Origin of the sequence: Enterococcus sp. DA9, assembly GCF_008000875.1 — a bacterium.
GTDB lineage: Bacteria > Bacillota > Bacilli > Lactobacillales > Enterococcaceae > Enterococcus_B > Enterococcus_B lactis.
On record NZ_CP042839.1, the window covers coordinates 235,458 to 257,456 of the forward strand.

The following is a 21,999-nucleotide window of genomic DNA, read 5'->3' on the forward strand; positions in this document are numbered from 1 at the left end:
TTCACGAAAGTCTTTTTTTATCTTTCATTTTTCCTCGTCTTCATTCACTTAACGTCAAAAAATAAAAACGACAGTTGCGCAAATGACGCACAAGCTGCCGCTTTAACACCCATTTGATTTTTATTCTCAGCAGGTCACTTATTTCCAGTTAATTTTCTGTTCTTAGCTCTTTGCCCAACTGGATAATATATGCGCTTAACGATGCACCGATTTCCGGATGATGAAGTCCATATTCAATATTTGTCTTCATATATCCTAGCTTATCGCCTACATCATATCTTTTTCCTTTAAATTCTCTCGCATAGACCGCTTCTGTTTGGTTAAGGGTCTGGAGCGCATCCGTTAGTTGTATCTCGTTCCCTGCTCCTGGTTCTTGAGTTGCTAATATCTCAAATATTTTGGGAGTCAGCAGATAACGTCCGATAATGGCTAAATTGCTTGGTGCTTTTCCAAGTTCAGGTTTTTCTACAAAACCATTTACTCTGCAACGTCCCTTTTCGTTATCCGTTTTAGGATCAATAATTCCATATTTAGAGGTTTCATTTTCTGGTACACGCATGACGGCAACAGCAGAAGATTGTGTTTCTTCATAATCCATCATCAATTGTTGAGTCAGTGGGATATCATCTTTCATCAAATCATCCCCGAGCATGACAACAAATGGTTCATTCCCTATGAATGCTTTTGCTTGAAGAACGGCATCCCCCAGTCCTCTTGGATGAGATTGACGGATGAAGTGAAGATTGACATGAGTCGTTTCTTCAACTAAAGCGAGTAGTTCTGTTTTTTCCTTTTCTCGCAAATTGTTTTCCAATTCGATATTTGCATCAAAATGATCTTCGATGGGTCTCTTTTCTTTTCCCGTTACGATCAAGATATCTTCAATTCCCGAATTCAATGCTTCTTCCACAATAAATTGGATCGTTGGCTTATCCACGATTGGAAGCATTTCTTTTGCCATGGCTTTTGTTGCCGGCAAAAAACGTGTTCCTAGCCCAGCGGCAGGAATAACTGCTTTTTTGACCTTCACTTGCTGTTCCTCCTAAACGACGATTACCTGTTAATCATCTATTTAACGAAGAGAAAATTCATTCTCCATTTTTCCGTCACGTAGCATGATTTCTTTTGCGGCTTTTTTAATATCTTCTCCATTATACAAAACATTATAGATGGTTTGAGTAATTGGCATCTCAACACCTAGCTGTTGTGCTAGCTCGACTGCTGCTTTTGTCGTTGCCACACCTTCAACGACCATTCCCATGTTTTCCAAAACTTCTTCCAGTTTATGCCCTTGTCCTAGTAAGTTACCGGCACGCCAATTACGGGAATGAACACTTGTACAAGTAACAATCAAATCCCCAACGCCGCTCAAACCGATAAACGTCAGCGGATTGGCACCCATTGCTACACCAAGACGACTAATTTCTGCTAATCCGCGAGTCATGATTGCCGCTTTTGCATCGTCTCCGAACCCTAGCCCATGGATAGCACCGGCACCAATAGCAATGATATTTTTTAATGCTGCGCCAGTTTCTACACCAATCACATCATTATTTGTATAAATCCTGAAATAATCATTCATGAATAATTCTTGTACATAAGCAGCTGCTTTTTGATCAATACTTGCAGCTGTAATCGTTGTGATATCATGAACTGCTACTTCTTCCGCATGACTAGGGCCAGATAATACGACGATTGCCTGTCGTTTTTCTTCTGGAATTTCTTCAGCCAAAACTTCTGAGATTCGTTTATGCGTATCTTGTTCTAGGCCTTTACTTGCATGGATAATGACGGGCTTAGTATTCATTTTACCAATAAGTTCCTGAGCGACTGAACGGATCGCTTTTGTCGGAACGACAAACAAAATAGCATCTGCGTCATCCACTGCTTCTGCCAATTCTTTATATCCAATAATTGATTCTAGAATCGTCAAATCAGGTAAAAAATGTTGGTTTGTATGATACGTATTGATTTCGTCAATCTGTTCAGGTACATTTCCCCAAATACGGACATCATGCCCGTTTTCTGCCAATGTCTGTGCTAAAGCAGTGCCCCATGATCCAGGACCAAGAACTGCGATTTTTTGTTTCATGGATATTCCTCCAAATAAATAATTGATAATTTCCATTATAGTATACATTTCTTAAAGTTTGGACTAATTTCCATTGTTTTTAAGTGTTTGTTTAATTCTTTTATCGACTTTCACTTAAAATAATCTATTTAATGTTGCAATAGCGTACATTTTAATTTTTTTCTTTTTACACTTGTTATACTTTATTTGTCACTAAGAGAAAGGAGGTTTGACTATGTTTCCATTACCATTACCATTGGGAGGCTGGGAAGTTTCTCCTAACAACCCTTAATTGAAGCTACATACAAGAAGAGGCTGGGACAGAAGCGTTTAACTCTAAGAAATAAGAAGGAATTCACGAAAATTACTTTTCAAATTTTTGTGAATTTCAGCTTATTTCCGAAGGAGTTGCTTCTGCTTCTGCTTCCGCCGGTTATACGTGTTTAGAGCGTGAGACAAAAGTAAAGAATACTTTTGTCTCACGCTCTTTGTTTAAGTCAACACATGGTAGAAATTTTGATAACAGTCGTATCCTCCTTATTCCGAGTAAATGATGTGACATGCAGTTATACATCAGGCTTATCGTTTCTTGATACACAGTGTTCAATCAGCTCACCCTCGATATTAGATTAAAAAACGGCAAAATATGAAAAACTATTTTGCCGTTTTGTTTCTGTAATATTTAGGTCAAAATACTGATTCCACAACCGCTTGATATAAACGGTGTTACAGAAGTAGCCTCTATCACGACCTCATCATCAACTTATTTTTTGCCATAAAGAGAAGGCCGTATCTGGTGCCCAATGTGCGGCTGCAATATGCGCTTGCACGCAACGATATTGAATACCATTATATGTGACTATGTCTCCTACTTGATAAAAAGTACCGACTGTCCAAGAATTTCCTTGGCCGTTCTCGTCTAGGGTTCTTGCCGTGACAGACTGGCTTAGTAAAGAAGCGCCTGTCTGATTGACTGCACGAACTTGATAGCGATACGCAGTAGAAGCTGTCAAATTTTGATCTTCAAATACAGCGGTTTGTGAGGTAGCGATCTTCTTGCCATCTCTGTATATTTCATAATAAAGTACTTCTTCCAATAAGCTGTTTTCTTGCCATACCAAACGAACTGTTGATTGTGTCACATGATTGATGCTCAACCCGTTTGGTATAGAAGGTGCTGGTAAAACTGCTGCTTCTTGAGTGCGAATGTTCAAATCATCAGAACGTGCAGAAATATTTCCTGATGTATCGACAGCTTCAATCGTATAAGAATAAGTCGTTTCTGGTTGTAAACCTGTATGTATATAATTCGTAGTGTTGCTTGTTCCTACTAATCGATTGTTTTCATAAATATTATAATGTGACACACGGACGTTATCTGTTGATTCAGTCCAAGACAATGTGACCGTCGTACTTGTTGCTGTTCCTCGAAGATTGGCCGGTTTAGAAGGTTTCTCTGTATCTGGTTCTTGTTCCTTAAATAGATTTTGATAAGCTTTCGCAAATGATTCATTATAAGAAATACCAGCTGAGTTTACCCCTTCGTCCCAGTTCACGCTCCAAGTCATCAAACCTTTTAAAGGTGTACGTTCTTTTTCCATTTGTTCGAATACTTGATAGACAACGGATGGATCTTGCACATAACCGTTGGCTGCCGCATCGTTATTTGCTGGAATCCCCAAAGCCAGACGATCTGCTGGTATCCGAATGTATCCACTCTCTCCGTTATGCAAGGCTTTTGACATACCATATAAGAAATCATATTTTCGACTGTCATTGTTCTGAGCAATCCATTCGTCGCCCACGCTTAATCCGTCGCCCGCCTGATTATATAGTTGTGGTGCAATAAAATCGTACTCATTTTCTAATGCAGTGATATATGGGACATAGCCTCCCGCTGTTCTCAAATAAGGGAATTCAGGTGCCATAGAAATAATAAAGTGTTTTCCTTGCTTTTTATAATGATCTCGCACGATTTTCAACGCTTCTGGAATCACTTGCTGGTTATTACCTGCCGTAATGGCGCTTTGTTCTAAATCAATGTCTAACCCATCAAATCCATAGGTTTCTACCAATCGAATCACTTCATCTGCAAATGCTTGTTCTTGCCCTCGATACAATTCGATATGGGAATCCGCTCCGCCTAGAGAAATGATAACTGAGCGTCCTTCTTCATTCAGGGCAGCCACTTTGCTTCTGAATTCTTCATCACTCATATTAAATGGCTCAAATGTAGGAATCCCTTCGCCTTTCATAAAAGATACTGCGATGACATTATAAAACGGATTGATCTTTCCTAAGTCTGTCTCTGCTGGTTTCCCACCTCTATATCCCGCACCTTGCTCTGGTACCCAATTATGATAATAACCAACAGCAATTTGCTTTTCTGAGATATCCGGCATCAATGCCGCAGAATCTTGTGCAGCATATATAGTTTGTCCACCTCCAGCGAAACAGCCGATTGCTGCCAATGACAGCCAAAAAATTTTTTTCATTCATCATACCTCCTAATATTTGGTAACTATAGTTTATTTTAACAACGACTGTTTTTCATTTTTTGTATGTTATTACAACATAAATAAAAATTGCTTTTAAAGAATGAGCACTTTTTATCAAAAATAGTGCATAATTGACATTTTCGTCCTTAGATAACAGCCTTGTGTTATCTTATATTCATAAAAAACGTATGGAGGTAACTTACATGATAAAACATGCTTCTTTAATTCGAAAACTAAGAAAAGAACGTGGACTGACACAAGCTCAATTAACAGAGGGGCTTTCTCAGCGAGGGACATTAGCTGCTTTTGAATCTAGAGGAACAAAAATCAGTTTTGAATTGTTAGTGGATTACCTTGAACGGATGAATGTCACACTTGAAGAATATCAATTTTTGCTGAACAACAATACTCTTACAGGTAAACAAAAACTTTCTAATTACCTGATCACAACAAAATATTTAACAAAAGAGCAAGAGAATGAACTACTAAAAGAATATAAAAAAACTGGGAATATTTATTATCGCCTGCTATATACGCAACGTATACTAATTGATCAATATCTGGGAAACCGAAAACTCACTCGTTCGGAAACTTTGACAGAAGTTTCTATTATCAAAAAGTACTTGGAAGGTATCGATACATGGGGACACTATGAACTTTCTATTTTTTCCAATTGTTTATTTATATTCGATGACGAGTATATTTATCATTCTTTTCAGCGTAGTGTCACAAAAATGAAAGCATACGTCGATACTGCTCATTATTCCGAATTATTATCAAATTTTCTTTTGAACGGGATACATCTATCTTTTCATCGTTCTTCTGTTTTTCTTAGAAAACTATTTTTAGGAGAATGGAAAAAAGTAAGTGACCGTTATAAACATACGTTAGACTTAGCCCGTTACAAAGCATTCACTGCTTTAGCTCTATTAGCAGATGGCAATGAACGAGCACTAGAAGAAATTGACGAAGCAATCCATTTCTTTGAATGGCTAGGACTAGAGGAAGTGAAAGAAGAGATTATTGAATTGAGAGATTCTCTTTTGAAAAAAACTATACATAAAAATGATAAGGCTATTTATCAATAGTCATTCTTCTAGTTTTTTATTTTTGTTGCAATACCATACAAAAAAATAACATTCAGATAATACATTTTATACTATCTTATGAAAAGGAAACCCTTTCTTAAAATATTTTATCTAACTGGAGGAATCATCAAATGAAAAAAAGTACTTTATTGGGATTAGGAATGTTACTTGCTACAACAGGAATCGCCGCTTTGTCTTCTGTAGATGTCTCGGCTCATGGCTATGTTTCACAACCTATCAGCCGTGGCTATCAAGGTGCTCTAGATAGTAGGAATAATTGGCAAAGTGCTTTTGAAAAGTATGGTCGTATCATCAACGAACCCCAATCTTTAGAAGCACCAAAAGGATTCCCTTCGGCTGGACCTGCAAATGGTCGGATTGCTTCTGCTAATGGTGCAGTAGGTGACTTTGTTTTGGATAAACAAACAGCTACGTTATGGACAAAAAACAACTTAACTACTGGGGCAAACCGATTCACTTGGCATTTCACAGCTGACCACGCAATGACGAAATGGCACTATTACATGACTAAAAATGGTTGGAATCCAAATGCCCCATTGAATAGAAATGACCTGGAATTCATTGGTGAAGTAAATAATCGTGGCAATATGTCTAATACTAATCCGACTCATACAATCAATATTCCTAGCAATCGTCTGGGGTATCATGTCATTTTAGCAGTTTGGGATGTAGCTGACACAGATAACGCATTTTATAATGTGATCGATGTCAATGTTCAAAATCGTAATGCATTAACTGACTTGGAAAACAACTAAAAAATAAAGGGAGCAGTTGTCGCTGCTCTCTTTATTTTTTATATTCTTTTCATCCAATCGATCCTAATAATCAAACTGACGATAGTAGCGGCGTATCTCTAATGGATGACAATTCATCTGTTCGACATGTGCATCGATACGCTGTGTCACTGCATGCATCAATAAGAAAGACAACACACGTCCGCGATATTTTTCGCTGATACCTTCTACTGGATAGTCTTTTGTATCTATCAATGTATAATTACTACAAATTTTTGGCAAAAGTTTAGCTACACGTTCAGATAACACTCTCTGTTCATCTTCGCCTAAAAATAAAGTGACTGGGGTCGTTTCTTCAACGATCTCTAACGTCCCATGAAGAAACTCGGCAGCATGGATAGATTTCGATGGGAGCCAGCTTTGTTCTTCCCAATAACACATGGCATATGAATAAACAGCTCCCCATTGATTCCCTGCTCCGATAAAATAATGCATGCTATCACGTCGATGCTTTTCTGCAAATGATAAGCCAAATGCATCTGCTTTTTTCTCTGCTTCAACTAACCCTGTTGGCAAATAATGTTCGAGCTGTTCATAGTACTCTGAGTAATCTTCGAATTCCCCATGCAAATACATCAATCGATCTGCTACCATAAAAAATTTGATTTGTTCTGTTCCGGGAGCTGGATAAGTAACCACAAAATCGCATAGTTGAGACAACTTACTCTCCGCTTTATCGATAAATCCAATCAGTGTCGCTCCTACTTTCTTGATTTCTTCTACTGCTTTCACTACTTCTTGGGTTGTCCCAGTAACAGAGGACACGACAACGATAGAATCTTTTGTTAATCTTTTGTTCCCAGTAGTGTAATATTCTGCAGCATGCTGTACAAAGACAGGCAAGTTGCTTTTCCCATTCATATAAGTGACAGCTTGCATCGAAGAAGCATACGTTCCACCGATTCCTAAATAATAGACAGCATCGAATTTTTTCGTATAAAGTTTATCGATGATTTTTTCTACTTGCGGACGTAAAGCTAGTGCCCCTTTTATTGCTTTGATTTGTTCTTCTTCATTGAATTTCAACATGATTTCCACCTCTTATAATTTACTTTTCAAGACTGTATCAAAGTCTTCAAAGATTTTTTTGTTCAAGTCGATTCCTTTAGCTGCTGCGATTTTATAAGCGAATAGTTGAAATGGAACGACAAGTGCTAATATAGACAGATATTCATTACATTCTATTGCTAATCCAAGTGTTTTTTCGTCTCTTGCTTTTTTTGTGGTAATTATGAGAGTCTCTCCAACATACTGACTCATATATCTCCGCAACTTTTGTGAACGTTCCTTATTTTCATTGTCACCTTCAATAAAGAACAACAAATGGGAAGCATCAGCCTCTAGATATGGGCCATGCATGTAAGCTTCTAACTCAAATCCTTGTGACGGGACACGGATTGTTTCCGTCAATTTCGTTTCTGCTTCTTTCGCTGTTCCCCAGTTTGGACCATAACCAATAGTGATGAAGCGTTGTGTTAAACGAAACAAACTTTGATGTTCATCAAAAAATTCTTCCGTTTTTTGAATAATCACTGGTAAATGATTGATTATTTTGTGTAACTGTTGCATGTAGTTTTGTTCTATTTCTTTGCTGATATTATTTTTACTTATCCCAATTCCTAGCCCTAAGAGTAGTAACTGTAAGACAGTAGCAGAATAGCCTTTTGTAACGAAGCCAACTGTTTCTATCCCAGCACCTAAATCAATAATCTGTGTAGCTTCTAAAGCAAGTGGACTTTGTACGTCATTTGTGACAGCAATAATCGGTATTTCTTGTTTTTGGATCATTTTTACTGCTTCAACAGTAGAAGCACTTTTCCCACTTTGTGACACAGCAATCACAGTATCGATTGATGGAGAAAGTTTTCCATAATGAGCAAAATGAAAAGGTTCTTGAATATCGACAGTTAGCTCGCCATAAGATTCCAATGCCGGCTTCGCTGCTAAACAAGCGTTGTAAGAAGAACCCGTTGCTAGCATCAGCAGATTCGTTGTTTTTTTCATTTGTTTTCTTGTCGAAAAATCATTCTTTTTCAAGATCGTACTTAGTACTTCCTTTTCTTCATAAATATAATCTTGCATCGTAACCATTTTCTCTGCTCCTTTTCTAAAAAATCCCTATCCACGAACCAAAAATCCCAAAGAAAGCTAGTCCGATCAAAATCGTTAATGGTTTTACTTCTTTTTTCAATAGATAAAACACTACACCAAATGCACCCAGACATAAGATATTTGGGACAATATCATCAAAAATACTTTGAACAGTCACAGCATTTTCTCCTGAACCGATTTTTAAAGGAATATTGATGGTAATCATCGTGGCAGTCATTGCTCCGACGACCATCAACCCAATGATAGACGCGCCTAATGTCAAACTTTCCATCATCCCGTTTGCCTGAATCTTTTTCAAAAAACCCGTTCCTAAGCGATAACCCCAACCTGTTGCTAGATAGCGGAACAGAATGTGCGGAATATTGAAAATCAAAATGAACAAGATAGGTCCTAAAATATTTCCTTGCATGGCTAAAGAGGTGCCCACACCTGTGGCAATCAATCGCAAAGTTCCCCAAAAGAAAGAATCCCCTAACCCTGCAAGGGGTCCCATCAAAGATGTTTTGATACTGTCGATCGCGGTCACATCAAATTCAGGATCATCCTTATTTTCTTCCTCCATTGCAGCCGTGATCCCTAAAATCAATGTAACGATATGTGGGGTCGTGTTGAAAAACTCTAGATGCCGTTTCAAAGCTGCTGCCATTTCTTCTTTCGACTGATATAACTTTTTCAAAATCGGAATCATTGCGTAAACATAAGCCATATTCATCTGTCGTTCATAGTTCCAAGAAAACTCCATTTGAAAAGAACGCCAGAATACATGATTCAGTTCTTTTTTCGTTATTTTGCTATTTTTACTCTCAGAATTCTTCATCTTCTTCGACCTCCCCTACAGTGGTTTGAAGTGGCAGTTGACGGACATTCATGATATTGACTACCACAACGGCTAAAATTGCACCAAAAATAGCTACTCCGGTCACAGGAATCTTTAAGTAAGAAGCTATAGCGAAACCTAAGAAAAAGTATGGTGCAACTTGTTTGTTAATCAGCAAGCGAGCGAGCATCGCGAAACCAAGAGCTGGAATCAACCCTGTAGCTACTGACAAGCCATTCTGAACGAAGTCAGGAATCTTATTGAGTAGATTCCCGATCGTATTGCTTCCCACCATATACGAAACCATTACTACAACACCAAGCATCAAGGAAAGACCGAACCCGGCAAGCAAGTGCATATGCTCGACTCCTTTATAGTTTCCTTCTTCTGCATAACTGTCCGCTTTATGGTTCATAATTGGAATCAAAAGACCTAAGTAAATATTTTTCAATATCAATGTCAACGTAGCAATTGGTAAACCTAGTAAAAGTGCCGTTTCCGTACCAGCTCCAGCTGTGATAGCAAAAGCCGTGCCTAAAATTCCTCCGGTCACCACATCAGGGGGGATCGAAGCACCTACTGAGAATGATCCGATAAATGCTAACTCCAAAGTGGCGCCCATGATGATCCCAGTTTTTACATCACCCAACACGATTCCTGTAAACAGTCCCGTCACAATTGGACGAGAAAGCAGTGATGTCCCTAATGCATATTCTGATTGTGCGATAAATGCAACGATTCCTAATAAGACTGCTTGTACAATCATTGAGTTTCTTCCTTTCTTACAAAACTTCCCTTACGTCCACTTTTTTATCTGCCGGTACTTGACGGATCTCCACTTCTATTTGTTTGTCAATCAATCTTTTCAATCGTTCCTCCTCTTCTGGTAAAATATTCACCGCTTTTCCAATACTGCGAGTACCAGGTTTCGCCTTGATTCCTCCTAAGTTGATGGTTTTGATTTCTGGATACGCTTCTGCCAGCTTATATGCGTCCTCGATTGATTCCACTACGATGAATAGCTTATATTTATCTGTCACCCCGCTTTTCAATGCGGCAATCGAGTCATCAATGGATTTGATTACTAGTTTGACTCCTTGCGGCTTGGCTAATTTGATCGTTGTCTTTCGTATCTCATTAGTAGGCACATCATCATTCGCAATCAAAATACAATCTGCACCTATTGTTTGTGTCCAAGAAAAAGCTACTTGTCCGTGTAATAACCGATGGTCAACTCTTGTCAATACAATCATTCTTCTTCCTCCTAAAATTCATCTTCTTCTATTTCCTGATTGATCCGTTCGTTACAAAACTGGATCATTTTTTTTGAATCAGTTAGCACCTGCTGGATCAAAACAGTTGTCTGTACTTCAGCGTCCAACCGAGATACTAGCTCAATCAAGAGTGGCAAATTCAATCCGGCAACAAGATAGACATGATCCTGATTGATATATTGTAAGAATTCATTGTTGACACTTCCGCCAAAAAGATCCGTCAGAACAATGATTTCTTTATCTTTGTACCTCATAAACAGCTGACTTACTGATTCCGTTAAATCAAAATTCTCATCAGTATAGCAGTCCAATGCAGTAATAGAATGATTTTTCCCATAGATTAGCTCTAATGAATCTAGTATCCCTGAAGCAAATTTACCATGGGAAGCTAAGATAATTTCTCTGTCCACTTTTTCATCTCCTCTTTTTACTTACACATACTAAAAAAGCAAGTTGTGTGCCAAAGTTAGTGGCCACAACTTGCTTATGTTCAAAATTCTTCTTCTATCGAGAGTAACTCTGTACTTTCACTCAAAATATCACAGATATAGGCAATCTCAGAACGAGGGATCATGACACTATAATGCTCTTCAATGACACTAAATGCAGATTTAATGGCAAATATCTCTTCTTTTTGACACTGTTCCCATTTCTCTAATCCTTGATAGGTTTCAATTGGCATTTGTCGAATCAAACGTTCGATTAGACAACTCACATGGACATATAACGCTAGTTTTTTGGGATTACTGATTCTTCGATTCAACTGCACCTCTAATTCTCGCATAAAATGATCGATTTCCTCCATCACCTTTTCTGTATCTAGAATAGTCACAGAGTCCAGTACTTTCTCCAATGAAAAATTGCGAATGATGTTCTGGTTGAATGTTTCCTTATCTGAAACATTCATAGCAGAATCCAACCATTCTGCCAGTACAGACATCTTCTCTCCTGAGATGAGGTCTTCTAATGAAAGATAGTCGATATCGGTGATAGCAGGATCTGCGGTACCTATGATCCCTACGATTTCGTATATGGAAAACAGTGGGTCCCTGTTTTTCTTATCTTTTAATCGCTGATATTCATATGGGATGATTTTCAACTGACAAGTCGTAGGCAAGCTTTTCTCTAGCAGTGCACTTAGGTGAGCCGCCGTGCCGATTCCAGTGAAGCAGGTAGTAATGAGTGCTTTGGGTTTATTTTCTTGTGGATAGAGGAGCCGCCATTCTGGTTTGGTTTGACGAACAGCCTCTTCTGCTATTTCTTCTAATGCTGCATTTTTTTGCAAGCATTCCCCTACTGTGATGGCTAAAGGTGTCGTCACATTATTTAAAATCAAAAGTGGTACAGATAGTTGTTTTTTAAAAAACTGATGGATTTCTTTCAGAGATCCCATATCTACTAATATGATCAATCCATTTGAAACATCGCTGTTTTCGCAATAATCCACAATTTCTGAAGCAATCTGCTGTGGAGTGACATCTAGCGGCATATCAAATGATTCAAATAGATCTTCTTGTAATAAACGATTGACCACATTTGCCATACTGCTAGCAGTTGCATAACCGTGCGCAGCAATCATTGCTTTTGGCAGTCGTTTTTCTTTTGACCATTTTGCTTTTTTTAGATAGATCGTCAGTAAAATCCGATCCATACTAGTGACTTCAATATCTAATTTAATCTTACTCAGTTCCAAGATTCGCTGGACATAATGATAGCTAGATGGATAAGATTGAGAAACCTGTTTTTCTAATTCTTTGATTAGTTGGATAATCGCATGTTCTTCCGGTAACCATTTGACAGTGCTTCGCTGATAAAGATAGTAACTCAAGGCATAGACACTGTTTCCATCGAACTTGATTTGATAGGCAGACTCCATTTGTCGAAAGGTCTCACGGATAGATTGAGTCCAATAAACCAACAGCTCGTGTTTTTCTTGTCTACTGGTCTCAAACAGCAAAAAATCAAATAATTGGATCACTTCTTGTTTTAGTTTTCCTTCGCAAGAATATAGAAGACACTCATTTTTTTTGAAATCAAGCAGGATTTGCTCAAAACTTCTAACGATTCGTTGCTGTTCTGGTTGTTGCTTTTCCATCAATTGTTCTAAGGTCTGGTCTTGCGTGATATAGATTCCTTGCTGTGCTGTATTTTTGGTAATGGGCTCAGCGAGTAGTTCTTTTTGCAAATGATGGATGGTGACATGGATCTCCGACTGTTCACGTTGTTCAGCATACGCTTTTGCCGCTGAAACTTTGACAATATTTTTCAGCTCTCCTATGTTTCCAGATAAGTTTTGACCTGCTAGAAGTGACAAAACTGGGCCACTGACTGACAAAGGGCTCCCCATTTTTCTTTGTTCCTCGATAAAAAAAGAGTAAACCAGTTCTAGCCGTTCATTTCGACTACGCTGATTGAGTGCAGGTAGTTCGATTCGGATAGGTATTCTTCGAATGAAAGTGGTTAAGAAATGACTAGTGGTCTCCTCTGTTGTGGCAAAAAAAAGACGTGTTTTGATCCGCCGTGACATATTAGGTTCTCCCATACGATAAATCACACCTTGATCAAGATAGGTGAATAGTTTTTCCTGCCCTTCTGGTGTTAAGCGATGTACCTCGTCTAAAAACAAGATTCCACCATCTGCTGCTTCGAAAGCCCCTTTTTTATTTTCTTCTGCTCCAGTGTAAGCTCCTTTGACATGTCCAAACAAATTGCTAGTCAACAGTTCAGGATTATCTGCATATTGTGCACAATTGAAAGTGATGAATGGTGCAGAGTCCTCTAGTAAATCATGAAGTAGACAATACTGATAGACTAAATGGACTAAATAACTTTTACCTGTGCCGCTTTCGCCTGTGATCAAAAGTGGCAGTCCGCCATCTGGATAGTAAAGAGCTGTTTTGATTTGTTCGATACTTTCTTTCAAACTGGCGTCGTGTCCGATCATAAAAGAGAATAAATCTTTTGGTTGTGCGAAAAAAGGCTGTTCTTCTTTAAGTTCATTGATAGAAAAATAAAAATTCGTACGTAACTGAAAAAATTGTTTTTCAAAAGCTTCTTTGTGGAAATAAACCACTGGACGAGAATTGATTTTGACTAGTAGTTTCTCCTCATTCAACTGGTTCAAATAATGACTGACTGTGTTTCTTTTTACCCCAAAATGTTCAGCCAATCTTTGTGCTGTAAAGACCTCGTTCATATGGTTGAGATCGAAAAAGGCTGTCTGGTTCTCTAAGTAGCATAAAATTTCGTTTTTTAACAACTTATTCACCCCTACTCCATCATAGAAAACGGATTCATTTTGTCAATAAAATCTTTAATAAAGAGTTGAAAAATATGTCTTGTTATAGACAGCAGCTTACTTATCCCTTATAATTTTTATTCTAAAAACGAACAGTTCCTTCCGGTTTTTATACTGGAATTTCCAAACAATAAAGAAAGAACAAGGAGGCTATGACTATTCAATGAAATCGGATAAATCTAAAAAGAGGAAGTATACTTCTTGGAAAACTTTTCGCGAAATCATCGGATCTTATCTCGCTGTGGTTGTGTTTTTACCTTTGCTTTATATGGCTATGACAGAACAAACCCGTTTTATCGATGTAGATACGCAATATATAGCCGAAACAGGATTTTTATTTATCTTTATCTTGATTTTTGCGCTCTATAAATCCTTCCACACAAAATAGGAGGCACAGCTCTCAATTTTTCTGTCTGCTTTTTGTTATTACAAATCCTTATATCTGGTATAACAACAATTTATTGGCGTAACGAGGAAAAACGAGTTATGATGCTTTCAGAGAGTAAAGAGGTACTGTTGTCACCATCCTTTTTATTGATTACGTACACCACTCTTAGTTTTTTCCCATTGATTAAGAAAACAAGGTAGAAACATCACTGTTCCTGCCTTGTTTTCTTTTTCGTGTGCTGTTTTGATATCAAAATCGAAAACGGCTTTCTACATAGCGATATTGATAATGAGAGGTTGTATTCGTTACACCAAACTTAATAGAAGCGTTTCTTCCTACTCCGATGTTCACCCCTGCATTCCAAGTTGTCGAACCATTATTGAAGAAGTCGCCATTTACAATGTAAAAAATACGGTTAGCATCTTCTAAATGAACATAAACAGTTCCGCCAAATTGTTTCGACAAACCATTATATCCGCGGATCATTTCAACTCGTAGGATTCTTTTGATAGCCCTAAAATTTCCACTTTCACTGGTCTCGCAATAAAAGCGCATCGTGGGTCTATAACTAGCATTGACTGTGAAAGATTGCGATAATGTTCTGTATGTTGCTCTTGCTGTACGTGCTTGTCTTGCACTTTCATCTGTGAATCCAAGCTCTTGTTGTGCTTGGATAATAGGGATGCCGTTTTCTTTTGCTACTTCTCGCACCATTTCATCAAAAGTGAGTACGGGACTTATGTTTATCTCTTTCTTTTCATTTGATATGTCGATCACTGATGCATCCACTTCTACAGCAAACACAGGCTGTCCGATATTACTTACCCCCCCTAAAGTTGCCACACATAATAAACCAATCAACGATTTTTTCAATCTCATATCCCTTCTTTCAACATTAATTAGCTTTCCCACAAACAATTTGTTACAATAACTTTATAGCACAAAAAGAAAACGATTTCAACAACTTTTAAAAAAGGAGAATAAACTATGAAAACAAAGCTTTTATTAGATTTAATAACATCGTTACTTTTAATTTTTTCGCCAAAAATAACGATGGTTTTTATGGAAAATGAAGCTTCGCCCTCCCCATTTTATGAGATTTTATTCATTACTAAGATCATTTGCTTTATACTCGCTGTTTTTTACTTAAATCATGGAATCACTACTTTTTTATTTTCAAAAAATAAATAGCGCTCCATTGATGATTCTGTACCTCATCCACCTTTTGCACACGATTCATTTATAAAAAAATCGGACAAAATAGACGTTTGGAGGAATGAAGAGACCGGGATGAATTTCCCGTTCTCTTTCTTTTTTTCTAAAAAATACTCTATTCAATCTCTAAAATCTCTTCATAATAAAACTTTCATTTATGAAAAGGCTTGTTCTCTTTTCATTCTAAATTTCCTAAGCTACAATGTGGTAGTACTTGTTTTTTCAACTGTGGACAAATAAATAATAGGAGGAATCATATGATTCAGTTATTACGTTATGCAAAAGATTATCGTAAGCAAATCATTTTGGGTCCGTTCTTCAAGTTTCTTGAGGCTGTCTTCGAACTTGTCCTACCTTTAATGATGGCTTCCTTGATCGATAATGGACTAAAAATGAATGACCGAGGAAAAATCATTGAAATGGGCTTATGGATGGTCGCTATGTCTGTGATTGGTCTGATTTGTGCTATCATTTGCCAATATTATGCTTCAGTAGCTTCACAAGGATTTGGTACAGAGTTGCGAAATCAGCTGATCAAAAAAATCAATACTTTCTCTCACAACGAGTTGAATCATTTTGGAACAGATACCTTGATCACTCGAATGACAAACGACATCAATCAGCTTCAACTAGCTTTAGCAATGGTCATTCGTTTATTGATTAGAGCACCATTTTTAAGCATCGGTTCAGTAGTCATGGCTTTTGTGATCGACTGGGAAGTAGGTCTGTTTTTCTTAGCATTATTGCCTATTTTCTCCATCATTTTATTTTTTATCATCAGAAAAACTGTTCCTCTCTATCAAAAAGTGCAAGAAAAACTAGACCAGCTCAATGAACACGTCAGTCAGAATCTTAGCGGCGTTCGTGTCATACGTGCATTTGCACAGACAAAAAAAGAAACAGAAAAGTTTGATAAAAGCACAAATGATCTAGCGAACAATTATTTACGTGTTTCCAATATCTCTGCCCTTTTATCACCTGCTACGACCTTGATCATGAATGTCGGAATCATTTGTTTGCTAACAGTCGGCGGGATCAAAGTAAACATTGGGAGTTTGCAACAAGGACAAGTTCTTGCTTTGATCAATTATATGAATCAAATGCTTTTGGCACTGATCGTTGTTTCAAACCTCGTCGTGATCTTCACACGTGCCGAAGCTTCAGGTAATCGAGTAAAAGAGGTTCTAGACACAGAGAATTCGATTCTTGAAGCCGAGATCAGTACTACTCCCGATTTTTCTTCTGAATCGATTCTCGCTTTTGATCACGTTGACTTCCGTTATACTCCTGATTCTGGGCTTTCTCTTCAAGGGATTACATTTCAGCTGAAGCGAAATACGGTCCTTGGAATCATTGGTCCAACGGGAAGCGGGAAAACGACTTTGACTCAATTGATTCCGCGCTTCTATGATGTCAGTTCCGGTGCAGTCATAATGGATGGAATGGACGTTCGATCTTGGCAGCTGGATCATCTTCGTCAGCAAATCGCCCTTGTTCCCCAAACTTCCGTGTTATTTACTGGTACTATTCGTGAAAACCTTCAATGGGGTAAGCAAGATGCCACAGAAGATGAGTGTTGGGAAGCCCTGAAAATCGCTCAGGCAGAAGAATTTGTACGTCAGCTTCCAAATGGTTTAGATACAAAAGTCATGGAAAACGGAAAAAATTTCTCCGGCGGTCAAAAACAGCGACTAACGATTGCAAGAGCTTTGATTGCCAAGCCAGAATTACTGATTTTAGATGACTCTTTGAGTGCGTTGGATTATCAGACTGACTTGGATTTGCGTAAGGCGCTGCAGACTTATCTTGGCAGTACAGTGATCATTATCTCCCAACGTGTCCGCTCCATTCAAGAAGCACACCATATCTTAGTGATGGATCAAGGAAAGATCGCTGCTCAAGGTACGCATGAAGAATTACTTGCTCAATCAGCGGAATATCAGGAAATCGTCGCATCACAGGAGGAAGAATAGTTATGAAAGTAAAAAAATTATCCTTGCAGACACTCCGTCGCTTCATCCCTTATCTTACTGCTTATGCGAAAGACATTTGGCTAGCTGTATTACTAGGGATTATCAACGGGATCGCAACAGTTGTGATGACGTTACAAATTGGCCAAAGTATCGATCAAATGATCGGAGAAGGACAAGTTCGCTTCAATCGACTATTCCATTTACTGATTCTGTTCGGTGGAATCGTTTTGATCAATGTAGTCAGTCAATGGCTCATCCAAGTATTAAGCAATCGGTTAGCTTACTTGTCCGTTGCAACATTAAGAAAAGATGCTTTTGCCCATTTAAATCGATTGCCACTTCGTTATTATGATCAAAATTCTCATGGAAATATCGTCAGTCGATTTACAAATGATATGGACAACATTTCTATTGCGATTTCTGCAGCCTTCAATCAATTGTTTTCCGGAGTTGCGATTATCCTTCTTTCGTTTATTTTTATGATGCGTCTAAGTCCACTTCTGACATTGGTCGTTCTTTGTTCCACACCGATTATTTTCCTTGTGAGTTGGATCGTTGCTCGTGCTTCGCAAACAAATTTCGATAGACAGCAAAGAATCATTGGGGAGATTTCGGGCTTTGTGGCCGAACGAATCGGTAATCAGAAAATCGTGAAAGCTTTTCAGCAAGAAGAAGCTAGTCAACAGCAATTTGAACTGTTAAATGCTGATCTATATCAAAAAGGACAACGGGCACAATTTTCTTCTTCCTTGACAAACCCGTCTTCTCGTTTTGTAGATCACCTTGCTTATTTATCGATTGGTTTGGTTGGCGGCCTATTGGCATTGAAGAGTGGTTCGTCAATCACTGTTGGTGTGATTTCCAGCTTTACGATCTACTCAAGTCAGTTTTCTAAACCATTTATCGAACTTTCTGGAATCACGACACAACTGCAAACCGCTTTTTCTGGTCTAGAACGAGCATTTGATTTGATCGATCAACCAGAAGAAACGCCTGATTTGCCAGATGCCTATGCCTTGGAACCCAAAAATATCAAAGGAAAAGTCTCTTTTGATCATGTTTCTTTTTCTTATGACCCCAAACAGCGTTTGATCGAAGATTTCAATTTTACTGCTTATCCAGGTCAAACCATTGCTATAGTAGGAAAAACAGGAGCCGGAAAATCCACACTTGTTAATTTGCTGATGCGTTTTTATGACACAACAAAAGGAACGATTACAATCGATGACCATGACATCCGCTCTATCCAACGTGATACATTACGTAAAAGTTTTGGAATGGTGTTACAAGATACTTGGCTATTTGACAGTACATTGCGAGAAAATCTTCGTTTTGGGAATCCGGAAGCAAGTGACGCAGAAATCAATGATGCCCTAAAAGCTTCTTATATGTATGAATTTGTTGAACGTTTGCCGGAAAAATTAGATACTAAGATTGGCGGTCAAGGGTTAAAGATATCAGATGGACAACGCCAACTGTTGACGATTGCTCGAACGATGATCAGTAATCCGCCTATGCTGATCTTAGATGAGGCTACTAGCTCAGTCGATACATTGACAGAGAAAAAAATCCAACAAGCCTTCTTAGCAATGATGGAAGGTAAAACCAGTTTTGTTATTGCCCATCGCCTGTCCACAATCAAAAATGCGGACCAGATATTAGTGATGGATCAGGGAGCCATTGTCGAAATGGGCACCCATGATGAGTTGCTTCAAAAAGATGGTTATTACCGACGGCTCTATCAAGCACAATTCACAGCACAATAAAAACAAGCAGTCTTCTGGGATGGGAAGACTGCTTGTTTTTTATTTAGCGTGGATCGCTAAACTTCTTAAAATTTTTTTGTAAGGAATACTACGTCCTACGTAATAAATGGCAATTGATTGAATCGGTAACCATATCACTGTTTTTAACAGGCGGGGCGCCCAAACGACCCAGCTGAACAATGGCACATGGTACATCAACGCAAGCCATAATGGTGTCAAAAATAAGTTTATGATCAGCGTGACACTAAGCGTAGCCAAAATCGCATTTTTCCAAGTGATTTCTTTTCGATAGAAAAAGAATCCGTAGATTGCTCCTTCAATAAATGCATTCAATGTAAATCCAATAAAAAATGTAGATTTTGAGAAGAGAGCCATTCCTACTAAATCAGCTAAAACTGCGCCTATCCCTGACCAAAAAGGACCAAAAAGAATGCCCATGATCACTTGTGGAATAAATGTGACACTGATTTTAATAAATGGGGTCTCGATTGCTACCAGACGGGACAACGTGACCATCAATGCAATCAGTAAGCCCATAATAGCAATCATACGTGCGTCTAACCGGTGTTTCTTCATTTTTAGCATCTCCTTTAAGAGCTGCTACATCGTATCATGCAGCGAATGCGAAAATAAAACCGCGAACATTACGTCCTTCGTCCAAGAGGCAACATCCCATCCTCTTAGCACTTAACGCTTTATTTTCTACTCTGTATTATTTTTGGGATCTTTTCCCACAGAAACTATAGCATATTTTCACATTTACTGCAAACACGAAAAACTAATATTATTGGTTATATTATACAATACGTTCGTATTATATTGCATATTTTCAGTTTGTTTAGCTTTTATAGCTACATATAGACGAACATTAAACGTTATTTTTCCATACACTTGTCCATCAAAATGAAAGTGGACGTTTGTCTATTTCATGGACGATTCTTCGAAAATCTAGGAAGCCGGCTTCCAGTCCTCTTAGCAGCACCTCAGCTGTTCCGATATTCGTAGCCAACGGAATCTCATAAACGTCAGATAAACGGATAAGTGCTGTTACATCTGGTTCATGCGGCTGTGCAGCCAACGGGTCTCGAAGAAAAATCACCAAATCTAACTGGTCCTCCGAGATCATTGCTCCAATTTGCTGATCTCCGCCTAACGGTCCGGATTTAAACCGATGAATGGGCAAGCCGGTCGCTTCCGTGATACGTTGTCCAGTCGTCCCGGTAGCAAAAAGTTCATGTTTTTCCAATATTGTTTTATACGCTGTTGCTAATTTCACCATCATAGATTTTTTTCGGTCATGAGCGATCAAAGCGATTTTCATAAGAGACACTCCTTTTGATATGGTTAACATACTTATTTACTCCAGTGTATCAGTTTTTATTTCTTATGGATATTTATTGAAGCTTAAAACTAGCACATTGACAAAAAAAAGAAAAAATTCTTGTTCAACATGACATTGAACTTAGTTAACGCTTTCATTTATACTTAAATCAGTTAATAAAACTAAAAAAGAAAGTGTGGAACGTATTATGGTAGAAATGGCTCTGAAAAACGTATATAAAAAATATGATAATGCAGAAAATTATTCTGTGACTGATTTTAATCTATCAATCAAAGACCGTGAATTTATCGTTTTTGTTGGTCCTTCCGGTTGTGGAAAGTCAACTACTTTGCGAATGATTGCGGGACTGGAAGATATCTCTGAAGGAGAACTAAATATTGGCGGAAAAGTCATGAATGACGTGGCACCTAAAGACCGTGATATTGCCATGGTTTTCCAAAACTATGCATTGTATCCTCACATGACTGTTTATGATAATATGGCTTTTGGTTTGAAATTACGTAAATATGATAAAGCAGACATTAAAAAGCGTGTGGACAATGCAGCAGAGATCCTCGGACTGACAGAATACTTGAAACGAAAACCAGCTGCTTTATCTGGTGGACAACGACAACGTGTAGCATTAGGACGTGCAATCGTTCGGGATGCCAAAGTCTTCTTGATGGATGAACCATTGTCAAACTTAGATGCTAAATTACGTGTAGCCATGCGTGCTGAGATTGCCAAACTTCACCAACGTCTTGAAACAACGACAATCTATGTTACTCATGATCAGACAGAAGCGATGACTATGGCTGACCGAATCGTTATCATGAAAGACGGATTTATCCAGCAAATCGGTACACCGAAAGAAGTTTATGATACACCAGTCAATATGTTCGTTGCCGGCTTTATTGGATCTCCTGCCATGAACTTCTTTAATGTGACATTGAAAAACGGTGTCATCACAGATGGACATGGGCTTAAGCTTCGTATTCCTGAAGGGAAAAACAAAGTATTAGTTGAAAAAGGTTATGAAGGAAAAGAAGTTATCTTCGGTATTCGTCCAGAAGACATCCACAGTGAACAAGTAGCCCTTGAAGCTTCACCTGAAGCCGTAGTCAAATCAGAAGTTGTCGTTTCCGAATTACTTGGTGCTGAAACGATGCTTTACACAAAAACTGGTTCTACTGAGTTCATCTCAAAAGTAGATGCAAGAGATTTCCATAAACCAGGCGAAATAGTCGAGCTTGCCTTCAACATCAGCAAAGGCCACTTCTTTGATAAAGAAACCGAACAAGTCATCAAACTTCCCTAATCTGCCCCCTTTAGAGCTACGCCAGAAAATAGTGGTGTGGCTCTT

Annotated in this window: 19 protein-coding genes and 1 riboswitch; of the genes, 6 read left to right on the top strand and 13 right to left on the bottom strand. The window is 38.3% G+C overall.

The window, feature by feature from the left end:
• Positions 1–148: 148 nt before the first annotated feature.
• The 3 genes from galU to FTX43_RS01990 all read right to left on the bottom strand — a co-directional run bounded on the left by galU (position 149) and on the right by FTX43_RS01990 (position 4,566).
• Positions 149–1,030, bottom strand: coding sequence for a UTP--glucose-1-phosphate uridylyltransferase GalU (gene galU / locus FTX43_RS01980; RefSeq protein ID WP_002310162.1), 882 nt, complete (start codon positions 1,028–1,030; stop codon positions 149–151).
• A 42-nt stretch (positions 1,031–1,072) separates the two neighbouring features.
• Complete coding sequence (locus tag FTX43_RS01985; protein ID WP_047929557.1) at positions 1,073–2,092, bottom strand: NAD(P)H-dependent glycerol-3-phosphate dehydrogenase; 1,020 nt, start codon at positions 2,090–2,092, stop codon at positions 1,073–1,075.
• A gap of 737 nt (positions 2,093–2,829) precedes the next feature.
• On the bottom strand, positions 2,830–4,566 hold the full coding sequence (locus FTX43_RS01990; protein ID WP_047929556.1) for a fibronectin type III domain-containing protein: 1,737 nt from the start codon (positions 4,564–4,566) through the stop codon (positions 2,830–2,832).
• A 206-nt stretch (positions 4,567–4,772) separates the two neighbouring features.
• On the opposite strand from FTX43_RS01990, the gene FTX43_RS01995 reads away from it, so the two are divergent.
• Entirely contained in the window at positions 4,773–5,657 is an 885-nt protein-coding gene (locus FTX43_RS01995; RefSeq protein WP_002310160.1) for a helix-turn-helix domain-containing protein, read from the top strand.
• Between the two features lie 131 nt (positions 5,658–5,788).
• The gene (locus tag FTX43_RS02000) at positions 5,789–6,433 is read left to right on the top strand and encodes a lytic polysaccharide monooxygenase (protein WP_047929554.1); all 645 of its coding nucleotides are present in this window, start codon (positions 5,789–5,791) and stop codon (positions 6,431–6,433) included.
• A gap of 63 nt (positions 6,434–6,496) precedes the next feature.
• Here FTX43_RS02000 and FTX43_RS02005 read toward each other — a convergent pair whose 3' ends face one another.
• The 7 genes from FTX43_RS02005 to FTX43_RS02035 all read right to left on the bottom strand — a co-directional run bounded on the left by FTX43_RS02005 (position 6,497) and on the right by FTX43_RS02035 (position 13,943).
• Positions 6,497–7,501 carry an SIS domain-containing protein gene (locus FTX43_RS02005; protein ID WP_002310158.1) on the bottom strand — a complete coding sequence of 335 codons (1,005 nt, stop codon included), beginning with the start codon at positions 7,499–7,501 and terminating at the stop codon, positions 6,497–6,499.
• A gap of 12 nt (positions 7,502–7,513) precedes the next feature.
• The gene (locus FTX43_RS02010) at positions 7,514–8,563 is read right to left on the bottom strand and encodes an SIS domain-containing protein (protein WP_047929552.1); all 1,050 of its coding nucleotides are present in this window, start codon (positions 8,561–8,563) and stop codon (positions 7,514–7,516) included.
• A 16-nt stretch (positions 8,564–8,579) separates the two neighbouring features.
• The gene (locus tag FTX43_RS02015) at positions 8,580–9,401 is read right to left on the bottom strand and encodes a PTS system mannose/fructose/sorbose family transporter subunit IID (RefSeq protein WP_002291048.1); all 822 of its coding nucleotides are present in this window, start codon (positions 9,399–9,401) and stop codon (positions 8,580–8,582) included.
• Positions 9,388–10,167 carry a PTS sugar transporter subunit IIC gene (locus FTX43_RS02020; RefSeq protein WP_002291049.1) on the bottom strand — a complete coding sequence of 260 codons (780 nt, stop codon included), beginning with the start codon at positions 10,165–10,167 and terminating at the stop codon, positions 9,388–9,390. Before FTX43_RS02020 ends, FTX43_RS02015 begins: the two co-directional genes overlap by 14 nt.
• A gap of 16 nt (positions 10,168–10,183) precedes the next feature.
• Entirely contained in the window at positions 10,184–10,654 is a 471-nt protein-coding gene (locus tag FTX43_RS02025; protein WP_002287114.1) for a PTS sugar transporter subunit IIB, read from the bottom strand.
• Positions 10,655–10,665: 11 nt separating this feature from the next.
• Positions 10,666–11,085, bottom strand: coding sequence for a PTS sugar transporter subunit IIA (locus FTX43_RS02030; protein ID WP_002291050.1), 420 nt, complete (start codon positions 11,083–11,085; stop codon positions 10,666–10,668).
• Positions 11,086–11,165: 80 nt separating this feature from the next.
• Positions 11,166–13,943 (bottom strand): sigma 54-interacting transcriptional regulator, encoded by a 2,778-nt coding sequence (locus FTX43_RS02035; RefSeq protein ID WP_187160007.1) that lies wholly within the window; start codon positions 13,941–13,943, stop codon positions 11,166–11,168.
• Positions 13,944–14,136: 193 nt separating this feature from the next.
• Here FTX43_RS02035 and FTX43_RS02040 point away from each other — a divergent pair, with 193 nt between their 5' ends.
• A complete protein-coding gene (locus FTX43_RS02040; RefSeq protein ID WP_002310155.1) occupies positions 14,137–14,361 on the top strand; it encodes a hypothetical protein in 225 nt (74 codons plus the stop codon).
• Positions 14,362–14,610: 249 nt separating this feature from the next.
• On the opposite strand, the gene FTX43_RS02045 is transcribed toward FTX43_RS02040, so the two are convergent.
• Positions 14,611–15,234, bottom strand: coding sequence for a hypothetical protein (locus FTX43_RS02045; protein ID WP_070676297.1), 624 nt, complete (start codon positions 15,232–15,234; stop codon positions 14,611–14,613).
• Between the two features lie 599 nt (positions 15,235–15,833).
• On the opposite strand from FTX43_RS02045, the gene FTX43_RS02060 reads away from it, so the two are divergent.
• On the top strand, positions 15,834–17,549 hold the full coding sequence (locus FTX43_RS02060; RefSeq protein ID WP_147606696.1) for an ABC transporter ATP-binding protein: 1,716 nt from the start codon (positions 15,834–15,836) through the stop codon (positions 17,547–17,549).
• Between the two features lie 2 nt (positions 17,550–17,551).
• A complete protein-coding gene (locus tag FTX43_RS02065; RefSeq protein WP_147606698.1) occupies positions 17,552–19,315 on the top strand; it encodes an ABC transporter ATP-binding protein in 1,764 nt (587 codons plus the stop codon).
• 39 nt (positions 19,316–19,354) lie between these two features.
• Here the strand turns inward: FTX43_RS02065 and FTX43_RS02070 are convergent, their stop codons facing one another.
• Both FTX43_RS02070 and mgsA read right to left on the bottom strand, forming a co-directional pair.
• Positions 19,355–19,891 carry a folate family ECF transporter S component gene (locus tag FTX43_RS02070; RefSeq protein WP_002310149.1) on the bottom strand — a complete coding sequence of 179 codons (537 nt, stop codon included), beginning with the start codon at positions 19,889–19,891 and terminating at the stop codon, positions 19,355–19,357.
• 37 nt (positions 19,892–19,928) lie between these two features.
• A riboswitch (THF riboswitch) is annotated at positions 19,929–20,027 on the bottom strand.
• Between the two features lie 186 nt (positions 20,028–20,213).
• Positions 20,214–20,636, bottom strand: a complete 423-nt coding sequence (gene mgsA / locus FTX43_RS02075) for a methylglyoxal synthase (RefSeq protein ID WP_002310148.1) — start codon at positions 20,634–20,636, stop codon at positions 20,214–20,216.
• A 208-nt stretch (positions 20,637–20,844) separates the two neighbouring features.
• Between mgsA and FTX43_RS02080 the strand changes: the two genes are divergently transcribed.
• Positions 20,845–21,954, top strand: coding sequence for an ABC transporter ATP-binding protein (locus FTX43_RS02080; RefSeq protein ID WP_002310147.1), 1,110 nt, complete (start codon positions 20,845–20,847; stop codon positions 21,952–21,954).
• Positions 21,955–21,999 lie beyond the last annotated feature (45 nt).